The following is a 16739-nucleotide window of genomic DNA, read 5'->3' as shown; positions in this document are numbered from 1 at the left end:
TCTCAAGGGGCTTTGGCTGCCGGGCGCCGCCACCAACTCTGGATACCACGGCGGTTGCGCTGGATCAGGGTGGCACGGCGGGCGGTGCGCAGTTTTGGGGTGAGCAGCACGGTGAGCAGGTCGGCCACCAGGTTGATCAGCACCACCCCGAGGGTGATGACCAGCACCACGCCCTGCACCAGCGGCAGGTCGCGCATCTGGATCGCGCTGTTGAGCTGGGTGCCGATGCCCGGGTAGCTGAAGATCACCTCGGCAAGCAAGGCGCCGCCGATCAAGGTGCGCAGGGTCAGGGCCACGCCCTGGATCGCCGGCACCAGGGCATTGGGCAAGGTGTGGCGCCAGACGATGCGCCATTCGGCGATGCCGCGCAGGCGCGCCGCACTGACGTAGTCCGACGCCAGCGCTTCGATCATCGAGGCGCGGACCATGCGCGCCAGGTACGGCAGCGACGACAGGCTCAACGCGAAGATCGGCAGCAGCAGGTACTCAAGCTGCTGCCACAGGGCCTTGTCCGGATCAAGGATCGACACCGCCGGCAGCAGGTTGACCTGGGGCATGGAGAACAGCAGCACCAGGCCGATGGCCAGCAAGAACCCCGGCGTGGCTTTAAGGAAGATCAGCGCCGACAGGCCAAAACGGTCCAGGCGGCTGTCGCGGCGCAAAGCCAGGCTGACGCCGATGCCCAGGGCCAGCGGCACCACCAGCACCAGCACGCCGGCCAGCAGCGCCAGGGTATTGCCGAAGCGGCTGAAAATGATCGAGGCCACCGGCTGGCTGGAGTCCAGCGAGATGCCCAGGTCACCGCGCAGCACCTGGCCAAGCCAGCTGCAATACTGCACCAGGATCGGCCGGTTCAGGCCCAGTTGCTCGCGCAGGGTCAGCACGCTTTGCAGCGGCGCCTCGGGGCCGAGGATGACCCGCGCCGGGTCCGACGGCAATGCCTGGGTGGCGATGAACACCACCAGGCTGATAACCCAGGCGGTAAGCAGGCCGTAGCCCAGGCGGCCGATGAACCAGGGCAGCCAGGCAGGCAGTCGGGAAGTTCGTGCGCAGGGTTCAGGCATGGTTCAACCACAGGCTGTCAAAGCGCCAGGAGGCGAAGGTGGTCTGTTCGCCGTGCAAGCCGCCGACCTTGCTGGAGGCGGCATCGAGCACGTCGGTAAAGCCCCAGATCAGCAAGCCGCCGCGTTGGTGCTGGATGCTCTGGGCCTCGTGCACCAGTTGCTTGCGCCGCTCAAGGTCGGGCTGGCCAAGGGCCTGGGTGAACAGCTCGGAGAAACGCCCATCGCGAAAATTGCTGCGGTTGTAGATCGCCAGCGGCGCGTCGTTGTGCAGGCCGGTGGCCAGGAAGCCACGGGCAGGCGTGGAGCCTGGCGACATCAGCCACTGCTCTTTCTGCGGGCCGTTGAACACCGAGCTGTCCACGGGTGTGACCTTGACCTGGACCCCGGCCTTCTTCGCCTGTTGAGCGAACACCAGCGCGGCGTTGACTTCGTTGGCGGTGGTGGTCAGCTCGACGCGCAGGTCGGTGGCACCGGCCTGGCGCAGCAGCGAGCGGGCCTGGTCGAGGTCGTAGCCGCGCTGGGCGATAGCGTGGTTGTAGGTCGGGTCTTGCGGCGAATACAGGTCGTTGGCGATGCGCCCGAAACCATTGAGGCCACGGCCGATCAGCTCTTGCCGATCGGCCAGCAGGCGAAAGGCCTGACGCACCCGCTCGTCCTGGAACGGCGCCTTGGCGGTGTTGAGGTTGAAGCCGCTGAACGAGGTGGTTGGCGAGACCACCAGTTGCAAGCGTGGGTCGGCCTTGATCAGGGCGCTGTGCTCGGCCTGCACACCGCTGGCGACGTCGATCTGCCCGGCGCGCAGGGCGGCGACCCGCGACACCTGGTCCTTGAATTCGATGATCTCCAGCTCGTCAGCGTAGGGCTGGTTGGGTTTGTAGTAATTCTCGAAGCGGGTGAACAGCGCGCGCTGGCCTGGCACGAAGCTTTTCAGCCGGTACGGCCCCGCCCCCACCGGGTTGCTTAGCGGATCGTAATCGGTCGGCACGATAGCGCCGAAGGCAATCAGGGTTTCGTCCAGCGGGAAGAAGCTGCGGCCCTGCTTGAAGCGGATCTCGATGGTACGCTCATCGAGCTTGCGCAAGGCCTGGCGGTCGATGGCACCGACCAGCCCGGCAAACGGCGAGGCCAGTTTCGGGTCGGTCAGGCGCAGGATCGAAAACAGCATGTCGTCGGCAGTGATGCTCTTGCCATGGTGGAACTCCAGGCCCGGCTTGATGCGGATGGTCCAGGCGCTGGCATCGGCGTTGGGCTCGGCGAACTCGGCCAGGCCCAGGCGCGTGCTGACGTCGTCGTTCCACTCCCAGAACTTGCTGTACAACGCCCAGCCGCGAATGATCCCGCCGCCAGACGGCTTGTGGGCATCAAGATTGCCGGCCTGGTCGCCGTCGATGATGCCAACCCGCAAGCGCCCGCCACGCACCGGCTGGGTGGGCCGGCTGATGGCGCCGACCACCGCCGGCTCGCCGGCGCCGCAACCTGTGAGCAAACTGGAGCCGAGCAACAGGCCGCCACCGACGGCCAGGCTGTTGCCGAGAAACACCCGGCGGGAAAATTCGTTTGGCATGGGCAACTCCTTAAGCCGGTTCGGCAACCGTGCGCGCACTCAGGTGCGCAATGTCGAAACCGTGGTCCAGGTCGAGCAAGGGGAACAGCAGGTCGGCGACCCGGTGGGCTTCATCAATCAGCGGGAAGCCCGAGAGGATGAACGCCGAGGTGCCCTGGGCCTCGTACTCGCGAATCCGTTCGGCCACCTGCTCGGCGCTGCCGACCAGGTAGGTACCGGCCGCCGGGCCGAGAATGTTGAAACCGAACAGGCTCGGGCCGGTCCAGACGTTGGGATAGATCTCAAGCTCCCGCGCGGTGGGCAGGCGACCGTCGCGAATGCTCTGCACATTGCGCTGGATCTGCGGGTTGTCACTGCTGAAGGTCTCCAGGCTCTGCCCTGGCGGCAACTGGCGTTCGATGGCGGCGCGGGCGGTGGCCAGCGAGGTCTGCTGCAGTAGTTTTTCGGCGTGGGCCCAGGCCTCTTCCTCGGTTTCGCGCACGATGATCTGCAGGCGCGTGCCAAAGCTCAGTTCGCGGCCGATCTTCGCCGCCTCTGCCGCCACCCGGCGGAACTTGTCGCCAAGCTTTGGCGGGGTGTCGGCAAAGCTCAGGTAGACGTCCAGCAGTTGCACCGAATGAGCCACGCCCGGGCCCGAGGTGCCGGCGCCCCACAGCGGTACGCTGGCGCGTTTTGGCGGGTGCCAGCCGCCCAGCGGGTGACGTGCCGCCGCAGCCGGGCGCGGCGCCAGCTTGACGTACTGACCGTCAAAGCCTGCGGTTTCGCCGGTATAAATACTCTGGAACGCGCGCCAGTATTCCAGGCTGAACTGGTAGCGCTCGTCGTGCGGGTAATGCACGCCGAGGGTGGCCAGGCCGGCGTCGCTGCCGTTGACCACGTTGAACAACAGGCGGCCGTTGGAGAACTCGTCAAAAGTCAGCGCCCACTTGGCCAGCACCGCCGGCGACAGCTCGCCCGGATGCTGGGCCACCAGAAAACGCAGGCGCTCGGTGGCGTCGATCAGCGCGGCGGCCACTGCCAGGCTTTCGTTGGGGCTTGAACCCAGCAGCGAGCCGTAGTAACCCAGGCGATCGCTGGCCACCGCCAGTTGCTTGAGGTGGGCGAAATCGGTTTTCCAGCGCCCCTGGGCTTCCCACGGATAGGGGCCATCCGGGCTGGTCAGGTACCAGAGAATTTTCACTGCCATGGTCTTTCCTCAGGCGCGAATGCGGTCGGTGGCGGGAATCAGGCCCAGCTCGCTGGCCTTGTCGATCAGCCTGCTCATCTTCCATTGCTGGGTGAGCACGCCCGGGCCGAAGGGCCGCGAGCCGCCGATGGCTTCGGCCAGCAGTTGCAGTTGCGCGCCCTCCTCCAGCAGCACGATGAACTCGGCAGTGGCGCGCAGGCCCTGCTGGCCCCACACCGTGGCGCCACCGTTGGCTTCAAGGATGGCCGGGGTGAAGGGGTTCTCGGCCAGGCGTTCGAGGATGAAATCGACCTCGTCCTGGCGCCGGTCGATGTAGGTCGGCAGCTCGCGGGCCAGCTGGAAGCGCTGCACCGGCACGTAGTTGAACGGCAAGGTGCGCTGGGTCTGGGCCCAGGCGCCGAGGTACGGCGAGTGCACATGCGACACCGTGGTGATCTGCGCCTGCTCGCGGAACAGTTTGGCGTAACGGCCCAGGCCGCCCTTGCCCTGGCCATGCACCAGGTTGCCGGCCAGGTCGCTGACCGTGGCCTGCAGCGGTTTGCGGTACTCCCACGGCCCCGGGTAGTTGACCGACACCAGCAGCTCGCGCCCCGGTACCCGTTCGATAAAGCCGACGGTGCCGTTGGCGGTGATGGTGTTGGTTTCGCGGAACACGGTGAAGGCCTGCCCGGCCTCGTCGAGCACCTGCTCGATGAAGGTTTGCAGCTCGGCGTCGATCAGGTGCTCGGTGGTCAGTACGGTCATGGCAATGCTCCTTTAAGCGCGGGCGCGGCGTTCAGCCAGCAGTTGCTGGGCGGCTTGCAGTGGACGCGGGTCGACCCAGTCGGCCAGGGCAAAATCGGCTTCGAGAAAGCCGTGCAGGTTGAGGAAGGTTTTCTGGATGTCGAGGTACGCCAGGCGTTCGGCCGAAAGGTCCGGGGCCAGGGTGGTATGAAAGTCGCCGCGGTAGGCTTGATCGACGCCTTCGGCACCGGCGCGGGTTTCGTCCTGGAGGATGCGCAGCAGGCCGTCGCGGTTGTCGCGGGCCCAATCGGCGGCGCGCAGGGTCTGGGCAAGAAAGCGCACCACCAGCTCGAAGTGGTCGTCGAGCAGGCTCTGGTGCACGGTGATCGGCCGTGGCGTGCCGTTGTTGATGCGATAGCGTGGGTCTGTGATCTGGTCCAGGTCAATGCCCACCACCAGGCCCAGGCGCCGGGCGGCATCGGCGGCGGCAGCGCCCTTGACGTAGACCGCATCGACCTCGCCGCGCACCAGGTAATCCAGGCCCGACCACAGGCGTTGCAGGCCCTGCTGCGGGGTCGGTGCATCGTCCTGGGACTGCAGCGCCACCTCCACCAGCTGGACATCATCGAAGCTCAGCCCGGCCAGGCTCAGCGCGCCCTTGTAGCCGTGCAGGCTCATGGCCCGGGCGATGCTGCCGGGGCGGTTGACGCCCCAGGCCGGCAGCGCCAGGCGTTTGCCCTTGAGGTCGGCGGCGCTGCGAATGCCCGAATCCGGGCGCACCAGGATGGTCTGCCATTCCTCGATCCAGGTCAGGCCGATCAGCCGGCTCGGTGCGCCAGCGGCGCGGGCGGCCAGGGCCGGCACATTGCCGCCCTCGCGAAACAGCCCGGGCAGTTGGTGATCGTAGTGGTGATGCCCCAGTTGCCGGGCTTCCTGCAGGGTTTCTACCGGCAGGCCGTCGGCGGCGAATTCTTCGGTGAGCCAGCCCAGGGTGTAGGCGATGCCGGAAGCGGTCGGCACCGGGCAGCGGGTGAACCAGAGTTGCTCAAGCGTGGTTGCGCTGGGCAGTGGCAAGGTGGCGGCGATTGTCATGGGCATGCTCCATCAAGCGGATCGAATCGGCCAGGTGGCCTGTGCCTGAGCTATTGCAGCGCCCGTGCCAACTCGGCAAAGCCCTGATTTCATTGGGCTTTGCCCCTTGCCGCAAGGCGCGACTGCTGATCTGCCAGCAGTCGGGCCGCAAGCCTGCTGCTGCCAGAGCAACAATCACCGGCTTACTGCTGCCCCAGCAACACCCGGCACCGGCAAAAACGCCGCAAGCCCTGCCCCACGGGGCTTTGCCGCCACTGGCACAGAACCTGCTCAAGGCCCTGGGTACCTGTTCATTCAAGGAAGCCCTATCGTGAGTACCCTGCCCCGTCGCCTGCACAGCCCCGCCCAGGCCATCGCCGCGGCCCATGAAATTGCCGAGCAAATCGCCGCCCTCGCCGCCGACCCGTTGCTCAACCGCGAACTGCCCCGGCGCCAGGCGCAGTTGCTGTCCGACAGCGGCATCACCGCCATCGGCGTACCGACAGCGCTCGGCGGCCTGGGCGCGTCGGTCGAGACCATCGTCGAGACCGTGCGGATCATCTCCCGCGCCGACGGCGGCGTCGGCCAGTTGCTGCAGATTCACAACGTGATGCTGCGCGGCGTGCTCAGCGGCTACCCGGATGCCGTGCGCGACCGGCTGATCGCCGATGTACTGGCCGGCAAGCGCCTGGGCAATGCCCTGGCCGAGGTCGGCGGCAAGAACAAGTTCGCCCTCAAGACCCGGGTCGAGCGCCGCGCCGATGGCAAGCTGATCCTCAACGGCAGCAAGTTCTACTCCACCGGCGCCTACCTGGCCGAGTGGATCTCGCTGACCGCCGCCAGCGATGACGGCGGCGCCGGCGTGCTGCTGCAGCGCGACACACCCGGCCTGACCCTGGTCGATGACTGGGACGCCTTCGGCCAGAACAACTCGGTCAGCGGCACGGTAATCTTCGACAACATCGAGCTGGACGAGCGCTACGTGCTGCGCCGCCAGGGCCCGATGAAGCGCACCGGCCTGACCTTCCCGCAGATCCTTCACGCCGCCATCGACACCGGTATCGCCGCCGGCGCCCTGCAGGCCGGCATTGACTACCTCAACCAGCACGCCCGGCCGTGGGTCGAGAGCGAGGTGGAACGGGCCAGCGACGAGCCGCACATCATTCGCCAGATCGGCGAGTACGCGGTGGCCCTGCGCGCCGCCGAATCACTGCTGCGCGACGCCGCGCGAACTTTCGACGCCCACGAGCAGGACCCGGACAACAAGGCCCTGCAAGACGAGCTGATCCTTTCGGTGGCCAGCGCCCGCGCCCATTCCGATGGCGCTGCGCTGAAGATCTCCAGCGACATCTTCTCGCTGCTCGGCGCCAGCTCATCCTTGAGCAAGTGGAACCTCGACCGTTTCTGGCGCAACGCCCGGGTGCACACCACCCACGACCCGATCCGCTGGCGCCTACACCACGTCGGCAACTACTACCTCAACGGCATCGACCCCGGCGAATACACCGCCATCCTCACTGCCAAGCAAAAGGCCGGCGCCAGCCGCTGAGCACACACTTTCCTCCTGCCGCGAGTCCTTCATGAGCCCTCGACACCCGCTGCTGCGCAGCCTGGCGATCTACGGTGAAATGCCCTGGCGTTTCGCCCTGGTCGCCGGGCTGTTCGTTTCCATCAACCTTGGCCTGGTCTGGCAGCAATGGCTGATCGGCCACGCCCTCAACGAGGTCAGCGCCGGCACGGCGGTGCAGCGTCTGGCCGATGGCAGCCTCGACGGTCAGCGCGCCTGGGGCTGGTTCTGGCTGATCCTCGGCGTGGCCCTGGGCCGCGCGCTGCTGCAGTACGCCGCCGCCATCGGCTCGCTGATCCTTGGCCAGGCGCTGCTCACGCGCCTGCGCGAGCGCCTGCTGGAGCAGGTGCTGCGCCTGCACCTGGGTTATCACTGGCAGCACGGCATGGGCGAGATGGTCACCCGCACCACCCGCGATGCCGACAAGGTCCGCGATGCACTGGTGAGCTTCTGGCGCCAGCTGGTCGAAACGCCACTGGTGATACTCGCCACCGTCGGCCTGCTGGCCTGGTACCACCCGTGGCTGGCGCTCGGGCCGCTGCTGCTGACGGTGATCGGCGTGTGGATATTCGTAGTGCAGACCGAGCGCCTGGTCAGCCTCGACCGCGCGGTCGGCGCCGCCTACGACCGGGTCAATCAGGACCTCGCCGAGGGCATTGGCGCGGTGCGGGTGATCAAGTCGTTCGGCCTGCAAGCCCAGCGCATCGACGGCTTCGAGCGTCAGGTCCAGCAGTTCAGCAGCCTGGCACGCCAGGCCCTGGCCTACGCCAGTTCGCGGATTCCACTGCCGCAGGCGGTGGTGGCGCTGGGGCATGTGTGGATACTGGTGGTGGGCGCGCAATTGGTCGCCGCCGGCCGGATCGGCATTGGCGAACTGGTGACATCACTGCTGATCGCCACCACCCTGGTGTTTCGCATCGAAGGCATCGGCCGGGTGATGCAGACCTTCGCCGACGCCCGCGCCTCGGCCGGGCGTATCTGGCAGTTGCTGGATGCGCCGGCGGCGATTGTCGGCGGCAGTCAGCGCCTGCCCGAGGGGCCGCTGGGGCTGAGGCTTGAAGACGTCAGTGTCGCCGCCCCTGGCGGTGGCCAGGCGATCCTGCGTCACTGCTCGTTCGAGCTGGCCCCCGGTGAAACCGTCGCCCTGGTCGGCGCCACCGGCACCGGCAAGAGCCTGCTGGCCAGCCTGTTGCCACGCCTGAGCGATGTTGCCCAGGGCCGTGTGCTGCTCGGCAACGCACAATCCGGCTGGCAGGACATTCGTGACCTGGAGCTGCGCGACCTGCGCCGACGCGTGCATGTACTGCCTCAGGAGAGTTTTCTGTTTGCCGACAGCCTGGCCGCCAACCTGCGCCTGAGTGCGCCCGACGCCAGCGACCCGCAACTGCTCCAGGCCCTGCACCAGGCTGCTGCCGACGACATCCTCGAACGCCTGCCCGCAGGCCTCGACAGCCCGCTCGGCGATCGCGGCGTGACCCTCTCGGGCGGCCAGCGCCAGCGCTTGTGCCTGGCCCGGGCCTTGCTCGCGGCGCCGGCCATTCTTTGCCTGGACGATGCCACCAGCGCCCTGGATGCGCTGAGCGAAGGCCGGGTGCTGGACAACCTGCGCCAGCAGGCAAGCGCCACCACCCTGCTGCTGATCGCCAGCAAGGTTTCCACCGTGCAACGCACCGACCGCGTGCTGCTGCTCGACCACGGCGCCATCGCCGACAGCGGCACCCATGCGCAACTGCTGCAGCGCAACCCGACCTACCGTGACCTGCTGGGGATCGACCATGGCTAAGCCACTGCCGGGCAACGCCCTGAGCGATATCGAAATCGAAGAGCTGCTGGCAAAAAAAGCCCTCGACCGCAGCATGTTCCAGCGCCTGCTGCCGTTGTTGCGGCCGGTGCGCAAACAGATCGCCTGGGTCATCGGCCTGGAGCTGCTGCTGGTGTTTACCGTGTTCCTGCGGCCCTGGTTCGTTCGTGAACTGCTCGACCGCGGGCTGATCCACGACGGCAATCGCTGGCTGCTCGACCAGCCGCTGGTGCTGTGGCTGGGGCTGGGCCTGGCGGCCAGTTGGCTGGGGCGCTTTGTGCTGGCCGGGGTATCGCAGTATATCGCCGGCAGCGCGGCGATCCAGGTGCTCAACCAATTGCGGGTGCGGGTGTTTGCCCACGTCCAGGCCTTGAGCGTCGGTTACTTCGACCGCACCCGCGCCGGGCGTATCATTTCCCGCGCCGACCGCGATGTCGATGCCCTGGAGCCGCTGCTGATCCAGGGCCCGCCGGAACTGCTCGGCGCCCTGCTGCGCTGCAGCCTGGCGGCGGTGATGCTGTGGCTGATCGAGCCGCTGTTCTTCTTCAGCCTGATCGGCAGCGTGCCGCTGCTGCTGGCGGCGACCTGGGCGTTCAAGCGCATCGCCCAGCGCAACTGGGCCAAGGTTGCTGAACAGCGCAGCCGCTTCACCGCGCACCTGGTCGAGAGTGTCAGCGGCGTGCGCCTGCTGCAGCAGACCGGCCAGCAGGCGCCGAACCTTAAGCGTTACACACAACTGCTGCACGACTTCAACGAAGCGCTGATCATCGGCAGCCTGCGCTCGGGCTGGTTCGCGCCCTTTACCGCGCTGCTCAGCGCCGCCGGCATGGCGGTGCTGGTGCTGGTCGGCGGCTACAGCCTGGCCAAGGGCACGGTCACGGTCGGCCAGGTCGGCGAAAGCCTGTTCTACGTGATGCTGTTCCTGGGCCCCTTGCAAGAACTGACCGACCTGTTCGAACGCTATGCCACCGGTTCCGCCTCGGCTCAGCGGATCTTCCTGTTGCTCGACACCGCGCCGCAGATTGTCGACCCGGTTGCCCCGCTGGACTTGCCCGCGGCACGCGGTGAGGTGCATTTTCAGCAGGTGCGCTTTGCCTATTTGCCGCAACCCACCCGGCCGGTGATCGACGGCCTCGACCTGCGCATCAATGCCGGTGAAGTGCTGGCGATTGTCGGCCCGTCCGGGCATGGCAAGAGCACCCTGGTGCAGTTGCTCACACGCTTCTACGAAGTTGATCACGGCGCGGTGACCCTCGATGGCGTCGATATTCGCCAGCTCAGCCAGCAACAGCTGCGCCGCCACGTTGGCGTGGTACTGCAGGACAACGTGCTGTTCAACGGCAGCATCCTCGACAACCTGCGCCTGGCCGCGCCGCATGCCGATGACGACACGCTGATTGACGCGGTGCGCGAGCTGGGGGCAGACGAGGTGCTGGAGCGCCTGGCGCATCGCTATGACACCCAGGTCGGGCCGCTGGGCAGCCACCTCAGCCAGGGCCAGCGCCAGCTGGTGTGCCTGGTGCGCGCCTACCTGGCGGACCCGGCGGTGCTGGTGCTCGACGAGGCCACCTCGGCGGTCGACGTGCACACCGAGCGGCGCATCCAGCGGGCGCTTCGGCGCCTGTGCGAGGGGCGCACGGCGATCATCATCGCCCACCGCCTGGCGACCATTCGCGATGCCGACCGCATCGTGCTGATTCGCGAGGGCAAGCTGGTCGAGCAAGGGCCGCATCAGCAGTTGCTGGCCAAGGGTGGCGATTATGCGGCGTTGTATCGGCGCTATCAGCATGGTGCTGAACTGCAAGCTAGTTGAGGGCCTTTTCGCGGGTCAAGCCCGCTCCCACAGCCTGTGGGAGCGGGCTTGACCCGCGATGCTTTGTGCTGCAACCGCCGCAGCCACTGCTGACCGGTTGCTGCCCTGGCAACACCCCTGCCGCCAACCCCCAATGATTACGGGCCCGCGCGGCGTGGCATGGGCGTTGCACCGCTGTCTCTACCTTCATCGAGGAACAGCCATGAGCACCGAATTCTTCTGGCGTCTGCCCCTGGGCACCGACGGCCCGCAACTGAGCACCGACAAGCACAACCGCGGCAGTTTCAGCCGCAGCCCCGGGCATATCGCTCCCGGCCTGTTGCAGGACGGCAGCGCCGATGGTTTCACCTACATCGACTACATCGCCCAGGTGGCCAAGGCCGCAGAACTTGCAGGCTTTGAAGGCGCGCTGCTGCCCACCGGCCCCGAGCCGTGGATCGCCGCCGCGGCCCTGGCCCGGGAAACCCGCCGCCTGCGCTTTCTGATCGCTTTCCAGGCCACCTGGATCCTGCCCGCCTACGCCGCGCAGCAGGCGGCAATCCTCCAGCACCTGAGCCACGGGCGCCTGGACTGGAACATCATCACCGGCGGCAACCCGGCCAGCCAGCGCGCCCAGGGCGACTTTCTCGACCACGACCAGCGCTACAAGCGTACCGGCGAGTTCCTCGACATCATCCAGGGTTTGTGGAGCAACGAGCGCTTCTCTTACGACGGCGACATCTACCGCCTGGAAAACGGCGCACTGCCGCCGCACCTGGGTAACGAACGCAAGCCGGGGGTGTACTTCTCTGGCTTCTCCGAGCCGGCGCTGGAAGTCGCCGCCCGCCACGCCGACGTGTACCTGAACTGGGCCGAGCCGGTTGAGCAGCTCAAGCCGCACATCGAGCGGGTACGCGAGCTTGCCGACAAGCAAGGGCGCACGGTGCGCTTCGGCCTGCGCGTCGACCTGTTCGCGCGTGAAACCGAAGACGCCGCCTGGCGCGACTTGCGCCGCCAGTTCGACAAGCTAGAAGGCAAGCCCAGCGCCGTCTCCAAGGCCTTCACCAGCGCCAGCGACTCGGTGGGTGGCGCGCGGCAAACCGCCTATCACCAGAACATCCAGCGCTTCGACGACCTGATCATCGGCGCCAACCTCTGGGCCGGTTTTGCCAAGGCCAAGCCTGGGCCGACCGTGGGCCTGGTGGGCAGCCACGAGAACATCGCCGAACGCCTGGCCGAATACCGCGACGCCGGTTTCTCGACCTTCATCCTGGCCGGCAATCCGCACCTGGAAGAAGCCTTGCGCATCGGCCAGGAGGTGCTGCCGCTGGTACGCCAGGCGCCGCTGGCCAGCCTGCCACTGACCGCCAGCGCCTGACCGGAGCCCGACATGAGCACACCCCTCGATACCCTCTGGTACACCCGCTGCCCGGTGCCCACGGGCCTGGGCATTGCCGTTCAGCAAGGCTGGCTGCAGGACAGCCTGCACACGCTTGGCACCCAGGTGCAGTCGATTCGCGAGGCCGACGATGCTGCGGTGCGCGAGTCGCACTTCGATCACAGCCTGCGCCATTCGGTGCGTCATGGCGGCAGCATTCCCGCAATCTGGGCCCGCGCCCAGGGCCGCGAGACGCGCCTGATCGGGCTGTCCTGGGCCGATGAGGCGCAGTTGATCCTGACCCGCGCCGACAGCGCCATTCACAGCATCAGGCAACTGGCCGGCAAGCGCTTCGGCCTGCCCGACCGCGCCCGCGCGCAGATTGACTTCACCCGTGCGCAAGCCCTGCGCGGGCTGGAGAACGCGCTGAAACTCGAGGGCTTGCAGGTCGGCGACTTGCAGCTGGTCAACTACCGCTACGACAGCGGTTTCAGTGACAGCCCGCTGCGCGTTGTTGCCGGCAGCAGCGTGGCCAGCAGTGACGAGGCGCGCAACCTGGAGCTGATCGGCCTGCTGCGCGGTGAAGTCGATGCGATCTTTCTCAAGGGCGCCAGCGCCGTGCAGCAGGCCCATGATTTCGGTCTGCGCACATTACTGGACATCGGCGCCCACCCCGACCCGCTGATGCGCAGCAACAACGGCACGCCGCGCACCCTGACGGTCGACCAGGCGCTGCTCGACCAGCACCTGCCGGTGGCCACCCAGGTGCTCGACAGCGTCCTGCGCGCCGAAGCCTGGGCCCATCAGCACCCAGAGCAGACCCGCCGCTACCTGGCGCTGGAAACCAACAGCAGCGAGTACTGGGTCAGCCGCGCCTACGGCGAAGACGCGCACCTGCGCTTGCGCACCGCCCTCGACGAACAGGCCATCGCCGCCCTGCAGGACTTCGTGACCTTTCTGCAGCGCTGGCGCTTTATCCGCACGGCGTTCGATGTACGCCAATGGATCGACCGCCGCCCCATGGACGGGCTGCATACCGCACTGGCCGGCTAACCGGCCACCTGACAAGGACTAGAACCGACAATGAGCACACCCCTCGATACCCTCTGGTACACCCACAGCCCGGTGCCCACCGGCCTTGGCATCGCCGTGCAAAGCGGGCGCCTGGCCGAAGCCTTCCAGCCGCTGGGCACCTCGATCCAGTCGCTGCGCGAATCGAGCGAGCGCGAAGTGCGCGAAGCCCATTACGACCATCACCTGCGCAACTCGGTGCGCCATGGCGGCAACATCCCGGCGATCTGGGCCTACGCCAGCGGCGTGCAGACCCGCGTGCTGGGCCTGAGCTGGGCCGATGAAGTGCAGTTGATCCTGACCACCGAAGACAGCGGCGTACGCACCGTGCGCGACCTCAAGAACCGCCGCTTCGGCCTGCCGAAATGGGCCAACGTGCAGATCGACTTCACCCGCGCCCAGGCCCTGCGCGGGCTGGAGAACGCGCTGAAGCTCGAAGGCCTGAACGTCGCCGATGTCGAGCTGGTCGACTACCCCTACGGCGGCACCCACAGCGATGAACAGGTCACTCATGTGCATGGCGCGGCGGTGACCCTCGGCGTCAACCGCGTCAGCCGCCGCAACAACGAGCTGATCGGCCTGCTGCGCGGCGATATCGACGCGATCTTTTTAAAGGGCGCCACGGCCCTGCAACTGGCCCACGAATTCGGCCTGCGGGTAGTGATCGACACCGGCTCCCACCCCGACCCGCTGATTCGCGCCAACAACGGCACGCCGCGCACGCTGACCGTGGACATCAACCTGCTGGAGCAGCACTTCGGTGCCTGCAAGCGCATCGTTGATGTGCTGCTGCGGACCGAGCAGTGGGCCTGGGCCAATGCCGATGAAACCCGGCGCTATCTTGCCCGCGAGCTGAACACCAGCGAGTACTGGGTGGCAGCGGCCTATGGCGAGGACGCCCACCGGCGCTTGCGCACCACCCTCGATGGCCGCTCGATCGAGGCGTTGCAGGACTTCACCGATTTTCTCCATCGCTGGGACTTTATACCGCGGCGTTTCGATGTGCGTGAGTGGATTGATTTCAGTGTGCTGGAGGCGGTGATCGGCTCTACTTCGCGGGTGGCTACCTGATCGCGGGGCAAGTCGGGTCGCCGCGATTGCTGCCCCAGCAACAGGCATTCCACACCCCCCTGCTGAATAACTAGCAGCCACCGCTAAAAAACCCAATAAAATCCTTTATATACAACAAGATACAAACATGGCACAAACCCTGCTCTATCCCCTTCAACTGCACATTCGGGGAGACCAGCAGCATGCACACACTTAACCCAATCGCCAAAGGCATCGGCCTGAGCATCCTGCTGGCCAGCCAGTCGGAGCTGCTCAGGGCCGAAGACAACACCAGCACTACACCGGCGCTGAAAACCGTTACGGTCACCGCCCAGCACCGCGAAGAAACCCTGCAGGAAGTGCCAGTGGCGGTCACTGCGGTGCAAGGCAGCAGCATCACCGCCGACGGCGTGCGCGCCATGGGCGATATCACCACCTTCATCCCCAACGCCTCGGCGAAAAACCCCGATGGCGATGGCCGCCCGCGCTGGTACATTCGCGGCCTGGGCACTGGCGACACCGGCGCCGCCACCGTTTACCCGGTGGGTATCTACGCCGACGACGTCTACCTCAATGCGCCGGTGGCCGGCGGCGGCCCGTTGTTCGACCTTGAGCGCATCGAGATCCTGCGCGGCCCGCAAGGCACCCTGTATGGCAAGAACACCACCGCAGGCGCGGTGAACATCATCTCCAAGAAGCCGGGCTTCGACACCGACGGCTTCGGCACCCTCGGCTTTGGCAGCAAGAACGAGCGAATCCTCAGTGGCGCCATCGGCGGCGCCCTGGTCGATGAGCGCCTGGCAGCAAGGGTATCGCTGTACTCCGAAGAGCGCGATGGCTTCACCCACAACCTGAGCAACGACCAGACCTACGGCGACGTCAACAAGAAGGCCGTGCGTGTGCAGTTCCTGGCCAGGCTCAACCCTGACCTTCAAGCGCTGTGGAAGGTCCACGGCCGCCAGTTCAAGGGCGATGGCAGCAGCGGTTCGCTGACGCTGGGGCGCTACTACAACGTCGGCTACCAGCGCCCGGAAGGCCGGCGCATCGAGCTGAACGTCGATGAAAATGCCAAGCTCGACCACAACGGCACCTCGCTGACCCTGAACTGGGACATCGGCGACTACAAGCTGACCTCGATCACCGCCTACGACTACATCCGCAACCAGCAACTCAGCGACGCCGACTACACCCCCTATGAAGTCAACGGCGCCGCCGACAGCGACAACCGTTACGACCAGTACTCCCAGGAGTTTCGCCTGGCCTCGCCGCAACAGGAAACCCTGCGCTGGATGCTCGGCGCCCACTACTTCCACGAAACCCTCGATAGCAGCGCCTTGCGCACCGTCACCCCGGGGCCTACGCCCAATGGCACCGGCTCCAACCAGACCGGCGGCACGGTGGATTTTCGTGACCTGAGCTACACCCACAAAACCGACAGCTACGCGCTGTTCGGCAACCTCGCCTACGACCTGAGCGACAACCTGACCGTTACCGGTGGCCTGCGCTGGACCACCGAGAAAAAGGACATCGACCTGGACCTGGTGCAACTGACCCGCGCCACTGCCAACGGCCCGCTGATCCCGCTGACCGCCAGCGGCAGCAACGGCTCCCAGGAAGAGGCCAAGCGCTGGGACGCCTGGACTTACGACCTGACCCCCGAGTACCGCATCAACGACAACCTGCGGGTGTTCTTCCGTTATGCCCATGGTTTTCGGTCCGGCGGTTTCAACACCGGTCTATCCACCAGCCTTGCGCAGTTGACCACGGTCGATCCGGAAGAGCTGGACGCCTACGAGCTGGGCCTGAAGTCTGAATGGCTCGACCACCGCCTGACAGTCAACGCCAACCTGTTCTACTACGACTACCAGGACATCCAGGTCAACCTGCTGACGGTCAACAACGGCATCCTCACCACCGCGCTGACCAACGGCGCCAAGGGCAAGGTCAAGGGCGCCGAGCTTGAGCTCGAAGGCCAGCCGACCGACTACCTGCACCTGCGCGCGGCGCTGTCGTTCCTTGACACCGAGTACACCGACTTCAAGAACACCAACCCCACCACCGGCGCGGTGACCGCCGACTACAGCAGCAACAGCTTCGTGCGCTCGCCGCGTTACGTGGTGTCGCTGGGCGGCGACTACACCATCCCGCTGGAAGTCGGCGGCAAGCTGGTGGCCGGTGCCGATGTCAGCTTCCGTGACCGCGAGTACTTTCTGGCCGACCGCCAGAGCAGCGCCGACCAGCCGCTCAACCAGGCGCACTACACCCTGGCCAACAGCCGCCTGACCTGGTTCAGCCCGGATGAAAAGCTCAGCGTCACCGGTTTCGTCAATAACCTCACCGACCGCCGCTACCAGGTCCACGGCCGCCCCAACGGCACCGCCGGCCAGTACGTGATCACCTATGGCGACCCGCGCACCGTGGGCCTGAGTGTCACCAGCCGGTTCTGATCGCTGCATCCTTTCTGCCTTACAG

Annotated in this window: 13 protein-coding genes; 8 read left to right on the top strand and 5 right to left on the bottom strand. The window is 66.5% G+C overall.

Annotation, left to right across the window (positions count from 1 at the left end; translation table 11 throughout):
• Positions 1-2: 2 nt before the first annotated feature.
• The 5 genes from LOY54_RS12030 to LOY54_RS12010 are packed head-to-tail and all read right to left on the bottom strand — an operon-like array spanning position 3 to position 5629.
• On the bottom strand, positions 3-1064 hold the full coding sequence (locus LOY54_RS12030; protein WP_258610505.1) for an ABC transporter permease: 1062 nt from the start codon (positions 1062-1064) through the stop codon (positions 3-5).
• The gene (locus tag LOY54_RS12025) at positions 1057-2628 is read right to left on the bottom strand and encodes an ABC transporter substrate-binding protein (RefSeq protein WP_045198612.1); all 1572 of its coding nucleotides are present in this window, start codon (positions 2626-2628) and stop codon (positions 1057-1059) included. Before LOY54_RS12025 ends, LOY54_RS12030 begins: the two co-directional genes overlap by 8 nt.
• A gap of 10 nt (positions 2629-2638) precedes the next feature.
• Complete coding sequence (locus tag LOY54_RS12020; RefSeq protein ID WP_195883868.1) at positions 2639-3814, bottom strand: LLM class flavin-dependent oxidoreductase; 1176 nt, start codon at positions 3812-3814, stop codon at positions 2639-2641.
• A 9-nt stretch (positions 3815-3823) separates the two neighbouring features.
• Positions 3824-4558, bottom strand: coding sequence for a class II aldolase/adducin family protein (locus tag LOY54_RS12015; RefSeq protein WP_045198608.1), 735 nt, complete (start codon positions 4556-4558; stop codon positions 3824-3826).
• Between the two features lie 12 nt (positions 4559-4570).
• Positions 4571-5629: an ABC transporter substrate-binding protein gene (locus LOY54_RS12010; protein ID WP_258610504.1), complete on the bottom strand. Its 1059-nt coding sequence runs from the start codon at positions 5627-5629 to the stop codon at positions 4571-4573.
• Positions 5630-5670: 41 nt separating this feature from the next.
• On the opposite strand from LOY54_RS12010, the gene LOY54_RS12005 reads away from it, so the two are divergent.
• The 8 genes from LOY54_RS12005 to LOY54_RS11970 all read left to right on the top strand — a co-directional run bounded on the left by LOY54_RS12005 (position 5671) and on the right by LOY54_RS11970 (position 16714).
• Positions 5671-5943, top strand: coding sequence for a hypothetical protein (locus LOY54_RS12005; protein WP_143013291.1), 273 nt, complete (start codon positions 5671-5673; stop codon positions 5941-5943).
• Positions 5940-7157 (top strand): acyl-CoA dehydrogenase family protein, encoded by a 1218-nt coding sequence (locus tag LOY54_RS12000; protein WP_258610503.1) that lies wholly within the window; start codon positions 5940-5942, stop codon positions 7155-7157. Before LOY54_RS12005 ends, LOY54_RS12000 begins: the two co-directional genes overlap by 4 nt.
• 31 nt (positions 7158-7188) lie before the next feature.
• Positions 7189-8958 (top strand): ABC transporter ATP-binding protein, encoded by a 1770-nt coding sequence (locus tag LOY54_RS11995; RefSeq protein WP_258610502.1) that lies wholly within the window; start codon positions 7189-7191, stop codon positions 8956-8958.
• Positions 8951-10789 carry an ABC transporter ATP-binding protein gene (locus LOY54_RS11990; protein ID WP_258610501.1) on the top strand — a complete coding sequence of 613 codons (1839 nt, stop codon included), beginning with the start codon at positions 8951-8953 and terminating at the stop codon, positions 10787-10789. The genes LOY54_RS11995 and LOY54_RS11990 overlap by 8 nt, the downstream gene beginning before the upstream one ends.
• 202 nt (positions 10790-10991) lie before the next feature.
• On the top strand, positions 10992-12146 hold the full coding sequence (locus LOY54_RS11985) for an LLM class flavin-dependent oxidoreductase (protein WP_258610500.1): 1155 nt from the start codon (positions 10992-10994) through the stop codon (positions 12144-12146).
• Positions 12147-12158: 12 nt separating this feature from the next.
• Positions 12159-13199: an ABC transporter substrate-binding protein gene (locus LOY54_RS11980; RefSeq protein ID WP_258610499.1), complete on the top strand. Its 1041-nt coding sequence runs from the start codon at positions 12159-12161 to the stop codon at positions 13197-13199.
• A 30-nt stretch (positions 13200-13229) separates the two neighbouring features.
• Positions 13230-14288 carry an ABC transporter substrate-binding protein gene (locus LOY54_RS11975; protein WP_045198597.1) on the top strand — a complete coding sequence of 353 codons (1059 nt, stop codon included), beginning with the start codon at positions 13230-13232 and terminating at the stop codon, positions 14286-14288.
• A 182-nt stretch (positions 14289-14470) separates the two neighbouring features.
• Complete coding sequence (locus tag LOY54_RS11970) at positions 14471-16714, top strand: TonB-dependent receptor (protein ID WP_258610498.1); 2244 nt, start codon at positions 14471-14473, stop codon at positions 16712-16714.
• The last annotated feature ends 25 nt before the right edge of the window (positions 16715-16739 follow it).

Origin of the sequence: Pseudomonas sp. B21-032 (genome assembly GCF_024748965.1) — a bacterium.
In the GTDB taxonomy this organism is placed as follows: Bacteria; Pseudomonadota; Gammaproteobacteria; order Pseudomonadales; family Pseudomonadaceae; genus Aquipseudomonas.
This window is presented reverse-complemented; position numbering and strand designations above follow the sequence as displayed.